The organism is Bacteroides sp. (assembly GCF_030151085.1).
Taxonomy (GTDB): domain Bacteria; phylum Bacteroidota; class Bacteroidia; order Bacteroidales; family Bacteroidaceae; genus Bacteroides.
Map to the genome: position 1 here is coordinate 1 of NZ_JASLER010000011.1, position 6372 is coordinate 6372.

General features: G+C 40.5%; 8 protein-coding genes. 3 read left to right on the forward strand and 5 right to left on the reverse strand.

The annotated features are described in order from the left end of the window. From Q1W14_RS02695 to Q1W14_RS02705, 3 genes are all read right to left on the reverse strand, one after another. A partial coding sequence (locus Q1W14_RS02695; RefSeq protein WP_300699050.1) for a DUF3575 domain-containing protein occupies positions 1–373 on the reverse strand: 373 nt, incomplete at its 3' end. Between the two features lie 48 nt (positions 374–421). Then, positions 422–796 carry a hypothetical protein gene (locus tag Q1W14_RS02700; protein ID WP_300699052.1) on the reverse strand — a complete coding sequence of 125 codons (375 nt, stop codon included), beginning with the start codon at positions 794–796 and terminating at the stop codon, positions 422–424. 379 nt (positions 797–1175) lie between these two features. Further along, a complete protein-coding gene (locus Q1W14_RS02705) occupies positions 1176–2132 on the reverse strand; it encodes a phage integrase SAM-like domain-containing protein (RefSeq protein ID WP_300699053.1) in 957 nt (318 codons plus the stop codon). Between the two features lie 183 nt (positions 2133–2315). Between Q1W14_RS02705 and Q1W14_RS02710 the strand changes: the two genes are divergently transcribed. Further along, positions 2316–2588 carry a DUF4248 domain-containing protein gene (locus Q1W14_RS02710; protein WP_300699055.1) on the forward strand — a complete coding sequence of 91 codons (273 nt, stop codon included), beginning with the start codon at positions 2316–2318 and terminating at the stop codon, positions 2586–2588. Positions 2589–3150: 562 nt separating this feature from the next. On the opposite strand, the gene Q1W14_RS02715 is transcribed toward Q1W14_RS02710, so the two are convergent. Together Q1W14_RS02715 and Q1W14_RS02720 are read right to left on the reverse strand one after the other, a co-directional pair. Further along, positions 3151–3690, reverse strand: a complete 540-nt coding sequence (locus Q1W14_RS02715; protein WP_300699057.1) for a glutathione peroxidase — start codon at positions 3688–3690, stop codon at positions 3151–3153. Between the two features lie 13 nt (positions 3691–3703). Further along, the gene (locus Q1W14_RS02720) at positions 3704–4051 is read right to left on the reverse strand and encodes a DUF1622 domain-containing protein (protein WP_300699059.1); all 348 of its coding nucleotides are present in this window, start codon (positions 4049–4051) and stop codon (positions 3704–3706) included. A gap of 388 nt (positions 4052–4439) precedes the next feature. On the opposite strand from Q1W14_RS02720, the gene atpD reads away from it, so the two are divergent. Both atpD and atpC read left to right on the forward strand, forming a co-directional pair. Beyond that, positions 4440–5960 carry a F0F1 ATP synthase subunit beta gene (atpD, locus tag Q1W14_RS02725; RefSeq protein WP_300699061.1) on the forward strand — a complete coding sequence of 507 codons (1521 nt, stop codon included), beginning with the start codon at positions 4440–4442 and terminating at the stop codon, positions 5958–5960. Positions 5961–6016: 56 nt separating this feature from the next. Beyond that, entirely contained in the window at positions 6017–6262 is a 246-nt protein-coding gene (gene atpC / locus Q1W14_RS02730) for an ATP synthase F1 subunit epsilon (protein WP_294590949.1), read from the forward strand. Positions 6263–6372: the final 110 nt, after the last annotated feature.

Consider the following 6372-nt stretch of genomic DNA (forward strand, 5'->3'; position numbering starts at 1 on the left):
CATACCTTGACGAACGCACGCCTTTGAAAAGTCCTAGCGGGAGCTTCATGTTCCCCACGTTGTAAACTCCATATATGAGGTGTGCCCCGAAGAAGTGTCCTCCGTAGGGTTGGCATTTCCAGTATCTGAGTTCGGGTTGCAGAAACCAGTGTTTCCATCTTTTATTGTCTCCTGCCGAAAACGGGTTGTAATGGAATCCTGTTTCCAATGTGAGTCGGTTGGATAGCTTCACTTCCACTGCGATATTGGGTGAGGACAAGACTCCTGTAAGCAGGTCGCTTTTTATGGCGACGGTCTGCGCTTTCACTCCTGTACTGCATAACAGTATCAGAAGAACCGGTATCAGGGGCAATATGTGGATGTTTTCTTTCAAGTGTCTTTTGCTAAATAATTGTATACTAAATGTTTCTAAATTAAATTGCTATAAATCAAACAGCTTTATTTCTTGCAAGTATGTCCTTGTAATCTGGTTTACTATCCCCAGCTTCTTGGCTGCGTTGCCATACTTTGAATAGAATATTTCTGTTGTCGGGTGATTACAGTTCAAGTGTTCTCCTGTGGCTTCTAGTATATCCAGTAGGGATACGTCTATTGATTTGCGATTGGGACCGTATGATTGTATGTCTTGTGGCTTTTCCATATCCACGAGTCTTATGATTCCTGCCGTTGCGAGTTTGTATAACAGGGAGTATTTCTCTTCTTCGGAAAGTTTACATTCATCAGTACGGGCTGTTCCTTCTCCCGTATAGATATCATTGAGAACTGCGATAGCAGCTTGTGTTTTGAGTGTTATCATATACTGATGTTCATTTGTATTGCTATTATTTATTGTCTGTTACTTTGTAGGTAACGGCATTTATTTAGCAGAGGTGTCTGTATTACATTAGGGGTGTACATTCCCTGCCGTGCAAACAAAAAGTTTGTTGCATGGTTTGTTTTCCCGTTTTCATTCGGAGGGCGGTATTAGGGAATATTGCTATCGGGTAGGGAAAATGGGGTGTTGTTTGTCTGTATTCGGGCGTTCTACCCCTATTTTGATAAAATCTTGTTTGTTTTTATTTTTATATTCAGTTTTTATGATTATATTTGCGGCAATATAAATGCCGTTACCTACAAAGTAATTATTGTGTAATTGTTTGTATAATAATTAAATAGTTGATAATTTGGCTTGCGATTTAAATAAAAATATGCTTTTTAGTGTAAGCAATTATCATTCTGTTTGTCTTGTCCAGTTCATCATTATCGAAAGGTTTCAAATACGTTTCCGTAACCTTTACCGATGAATGCCCCAGTGCATTACTGATAATTCCCACAGCACATTTTTTGTGATAGGCTATCGTCGCCCATGTATGTCGTGCGGCATAGGAAGAGATCCTTGTTGGTATCCCCAATGTGATTGCCAGCTTTTTTAGTCTCCAATTAAAATTGCGTAATACGTTTTGATACCGGTGATATTCTTCAAGACTACCGATAGGAGCATGATTTGATTTGTTGTCATCCCATAGGATGTTGAGTAGGTAAGGAGATTCCGGACGGCAATCGGCACAAGATCGTATTAGTTCGGCAGCTTGGGGGGTGAGACGTACTGTAAGCGGTCTTCCGGTCTTTTGGCGGCGATAGGTGATGATACCTTCCTGCAGGTCGCATTTGCGCAATCGTGCCAGATCGGCGAAAGGCATGCCTCGGAGCAGGAAGAGTAGGGCAAACCATATCTGCGCTTCTGCCAGTTTATGCTCTTTTGTCGGCTTAACGTTTAACAGTTGACCCATATCAGCCGGTGGTAAAGCACGTTTTGTATCGGCACGTGTTCCGGTGTAGACGTGATCGAAGAGTCCCGGCACATAGAGTACGAACCCTTTCTTCAACGCCCGGTAATAAATGGCACGCAGCATACGCATGTAGGTCGAGATAGTATTCATCCTGAGCATGCGTTCCTGCATATGGCGCTCAAAGTCTTTCAGGGAGGCGGGGGTGAATACCGCTTTCATCGGGATGGTACGTCCGGCATGGTGTTCATGCCAGTAAACGATGAATGTACGAAGCGTACTTCGATAGACATGCGCCGTACCGAAACGCCCTTCATCTTCCAGTTCTTGGAGTACTGAAAGCGTAAAACATGTTAGTTCTTTCATTTTTTTTTGTTTTTTATTTGTTTACATCTTGCGCGCGTATTTTATCGCGCCCGTTCAGCTTTAATTATTAGAGTGGAAAACTACTTACAATCTAATAATGAACTGATTGTATAGAACAAAGTAAGTGAATAATGTTTCATTTTTTGACGTATCTTTGCCGGCGTTTTCAAAAATTAAGTGAATATGAAACCATTAAATTTTGATTGGATGCTCACTGGTTGTCATCCATTGTCCGAAGTAGCATCAGCCTACTTTCCCAGTATCCGTACCGACTCAGCAGCCCGTACGTTTCGTAAACAACTCTTGCTTTATCCGCAGCTTTACAATGAATTATGTACGGCTGGATTTACAGTACACACTACTATACTGACGCCCATTCATATTGCAGGCTTGATAAGAACCTGGGGCTTGCCGGGCATGGCGCGGGGAGAAGCGGATAAGTTCTTAGAACATTGAATCGATTAAGATATATTTTAATATATCTCTTTCTTTGTTTATTTCTTATGTGCACGAGTTGTGTACTACGGGGTGTTCACGAAAGTCTGTAAGACTTTGGCGGACACCTTCGTAGGTCGTACGCAGAACCGATCGGATTGTGTACGACGTTTGATACGCATTTTCCCATTCAATAGCCATTTACTTACCCTAAAACATAAGTTTCGACAAACTGACATAATTTCTGCCGGCACACACTGTAGAGTATGCGTGTTGTTGCAAAAGTAAAGAAGACGCTCTATCTTCGCCACCGTTTAAAACAAAAAACAATGAAAGAGAATATTAATTATGAATTACTGATTATGAGTGAGATAGTAAATCCGCATGATGCGGAGATTGAGGCTTATGCGAAGTAGAGCAGGGTGAGCATTTATAATAATGTACTTTATTATATATAACTTATGCAATCACTTGTCTCTATTGATAAAACAGACCATCTGTTTGAGTGAAACACATGGTCTGTTAAGGGGAAATAGACGGTCTGTTTCTGATGTTTGTTTTTATGTAAATAAGTTCAGAACTATTATTGAGTTATCAGGCTGATGATTTTTTCAGACATAGGATCTGTAGTCGGACTGAATGAAGCTACCCAATTGCCATTCTCGTCAATTAAGAATTTCTGAAAATTCCATGATACCTTGGCATCTTCAACACCGTTTTCGCTTTTCTGGGTAAGCCATTGGTAAAGAGGTGCAATATCTTTCCCTTTCACGGAAATCTTCGCCATCATAGGGAAGGTTACTCCGTAGTTCAAAGTACAGAACTGTTTGATCTCTTCGTCGCTACCAGGTTCCTGATGCAGGAAATTGTTAGCAGGGAAACCTATTATTACAAAATTATCATTTCCATACTTAGTGTATAATTCTTGAAGCTTGGCATACTGTGGGGTGAAGCCACATTTAGAGGCTACGTTGACAACTAATACCTTCTTCCCTTTGAAAGTAGAGAGCGGTAAATCTTTCCCGTCGATTGTTTTTACAGTGAAGTCATAAAAACTTTTTTGTTGCGCATTAATTACTGTTGCCATCATTGTTATGATTAAAGTTAGAATAAATGTTTTCATATAAATTTATTTATTAGTTTTCTATATTTTCACTTTCCAGTTGTTTGATTTCTTTGTTCAGGAAAACGGAAAGAATGGTTCTTATAATAACTATACCTCCCAAGATTCCCAATTCATTAAGACTGGGTTCTAATACTGTTTTCAGAATGTCGGAAGCAATTAAGAATTCCAAGCCGAGGAGTAAATAAGTTCCAAAGGTTGCCCGCAACTTTCGTATATTGGTGGTAGAATAATTTCCGGTAAATCTTTTAATCTCATTACCCAGAAAGGACAAGATTCCTATCAATGCGCCATAAGTGACAATTAAGAGACTTGCCACACTGATTATGGTTGCCAGTATATTTAAAAAACTATGAAGCATACGACATGAGGTTTTATTAATATAACATAATTGCACGATTAAATGTTCTATGAGTATTTGTTGTCTTGCGAATTGTTAATTGGCGTTATAGAACCTGCAACAGATTGTTCTATTTGTAATATTAAAGGTTCAATTTGGTATAATTTATAGAAAAAATGTTTCTTGCGATAACAATGAGACCATATTTGTTTATACATTTGCAAACGTTGTTTATATAACTATTCAACTGAACAAACCGCTGCCTGCAAATGTTAATAGCAATAAAGGCTATATTGCTTTGATGATTTGATGAAAGACGCGACGGCTGATTTTTTTGAAAAGATACACGCGACTTACAACTTTACTAGATCGAATAATTTAAGGAAAAACTGTATAAAAAAGATTGCTTATGTCACAGATTGTCGGACATATCTCGCAGGTAATCGGACCTGTTGTGGACGTCTATTTCGAAGGTACGGAGGCTGAATTAATGTTGCCCAGTATTCACGATGCATTGGAAATAAAAAGATCGAATGGTAAGAGACTGATTGTAGAAGTACAACAGCATATCGGTGAAAATACCGTACGCACCGTTGCCATGGATAGTACAGACGGACTACAGAGAGGTATGAAGGTACATCCGCTTGGTGGACCTATCACCATGCCGGTGGGTGAACAAATTAAAGGTCGCCTGATGAATGTAGTAGGTGACTCCATCGACGGAATGAAAGAACTGGACCGTACCGGCGCTTATCCCATCCATCGCGATCCCCCCAAGTTTGAAGATTTGACTACCGTACAAGAAGTGCTTTATACGGGTATCAAAGTAATTGATTTGCTGGAACCTTATAGTAAAGGTGGCAAAATCGGTTTGTTTGGTGGAGCCGGTGTAGGAAAAACCGTACTGATTCAGGAACTTATCAATAATATTGCCAAGAAACAACATGGTTTCTCCGTATTTGCCGGAGTAGGAGAGCGTACCCGTGAAGGTAACGACTTGCTGCGTGAAATGATTGAATCCGGTGTAATCCGTTACGGAGAGGAATTCAAAAAGAGTATGGAAGAGGGCAATTGGGATTTGTCTAAAGTTGATTATAACGAAGTAGAGAAATCGCAAGTATCGCTGATATTCGGCCAGATGAATGAACCTCCCGGTGCACGTCAGTCGGTAGCATTATCCGGTTTGACAGTTGCCGAATCATTCCGTGATTTGGGAGCCCAGGCCGAAGGAAAAACTGATATATTGTTCTTTATAGATAATATCTTTCGTTTCACTCAGGCCGGTTCCGAGGTATCTGCTTTGTTGGGTCGTATGCCCTCTGCTGTGGGTTACCAACCGACGCTGGCTACTGAAATGGGTGCCATGCAGGAACGTATCACTTCTACAAGAAACGGTTCTATTACTTCAGTACAGGCTGTGTATGTTCCTGCCGATGACTTGACCGACCCTGCACCTGCTACAACCTTTACGCACCTGGATGCCACAACGGTATTGAGCCGTAAGATTACCGAACTCGGTATTTATCCGGCTGTAGATCCGTTGGAGTCTACTTCCCGTATTCTTGATCCGCATATTGTAGGACCGGAACATTACGAAGTGGCACAGCGTGTAAAACAGATTTTGCAACGTAATAAGGAATTGCAGGATATCATCTCCATCCTTGGTATGGAAGAACTTTCGGATTCCGACCGTACATTAGTGAACCGTGCACGTCGTGTACAACGCTTCTTGTCGCAACCGTTTGCCGTTGCCGAGCAGTTTACAGGTGTTCCCGGTACAATGGTTTCCATAGAAGACACTATCAAAGGTTTCAAGATGATTCTCGACGGTGAAGTAGATTACTTGCCCGAACCTGCTTTCTTGAATGTAGGAACTATTGATGAAGCCATAGAAAAGGGCAATCAGTTGTTGGAACAAGCAAAGAAGTAAGAAGTAGTTGCGAATTACTAATTACAAGTTACTAATTACAAGTTACTAATAAAGAGATGAAGGGATTACAGCTAAATATAGTTTCGCCGGAGAAAGAACTTTTCAATGGAGAAGTAGAAAATGTAACTCTGCCCGGTATGATAGGCTCATTTACTATCCTGCCGCAGCATGCCCCCATTGTATCTTCATTGAAAGCTGGTACATTGTCATACGTGACGATGGAAGGCGAAGAGCATGTGCAGGAAATCAATGGTGGCTTCATTGAGATGAATGATAATAATGTGTCGGTTTGCATCGATTGAAATTTACCTTATTTCTAATATAATAATTGAATAGACGTGAGTATTAGTATTACCAAGCGAAATTATTTGTTTTATACAGCGCTCTTAACGATATTAGTAGGAGGATTAGG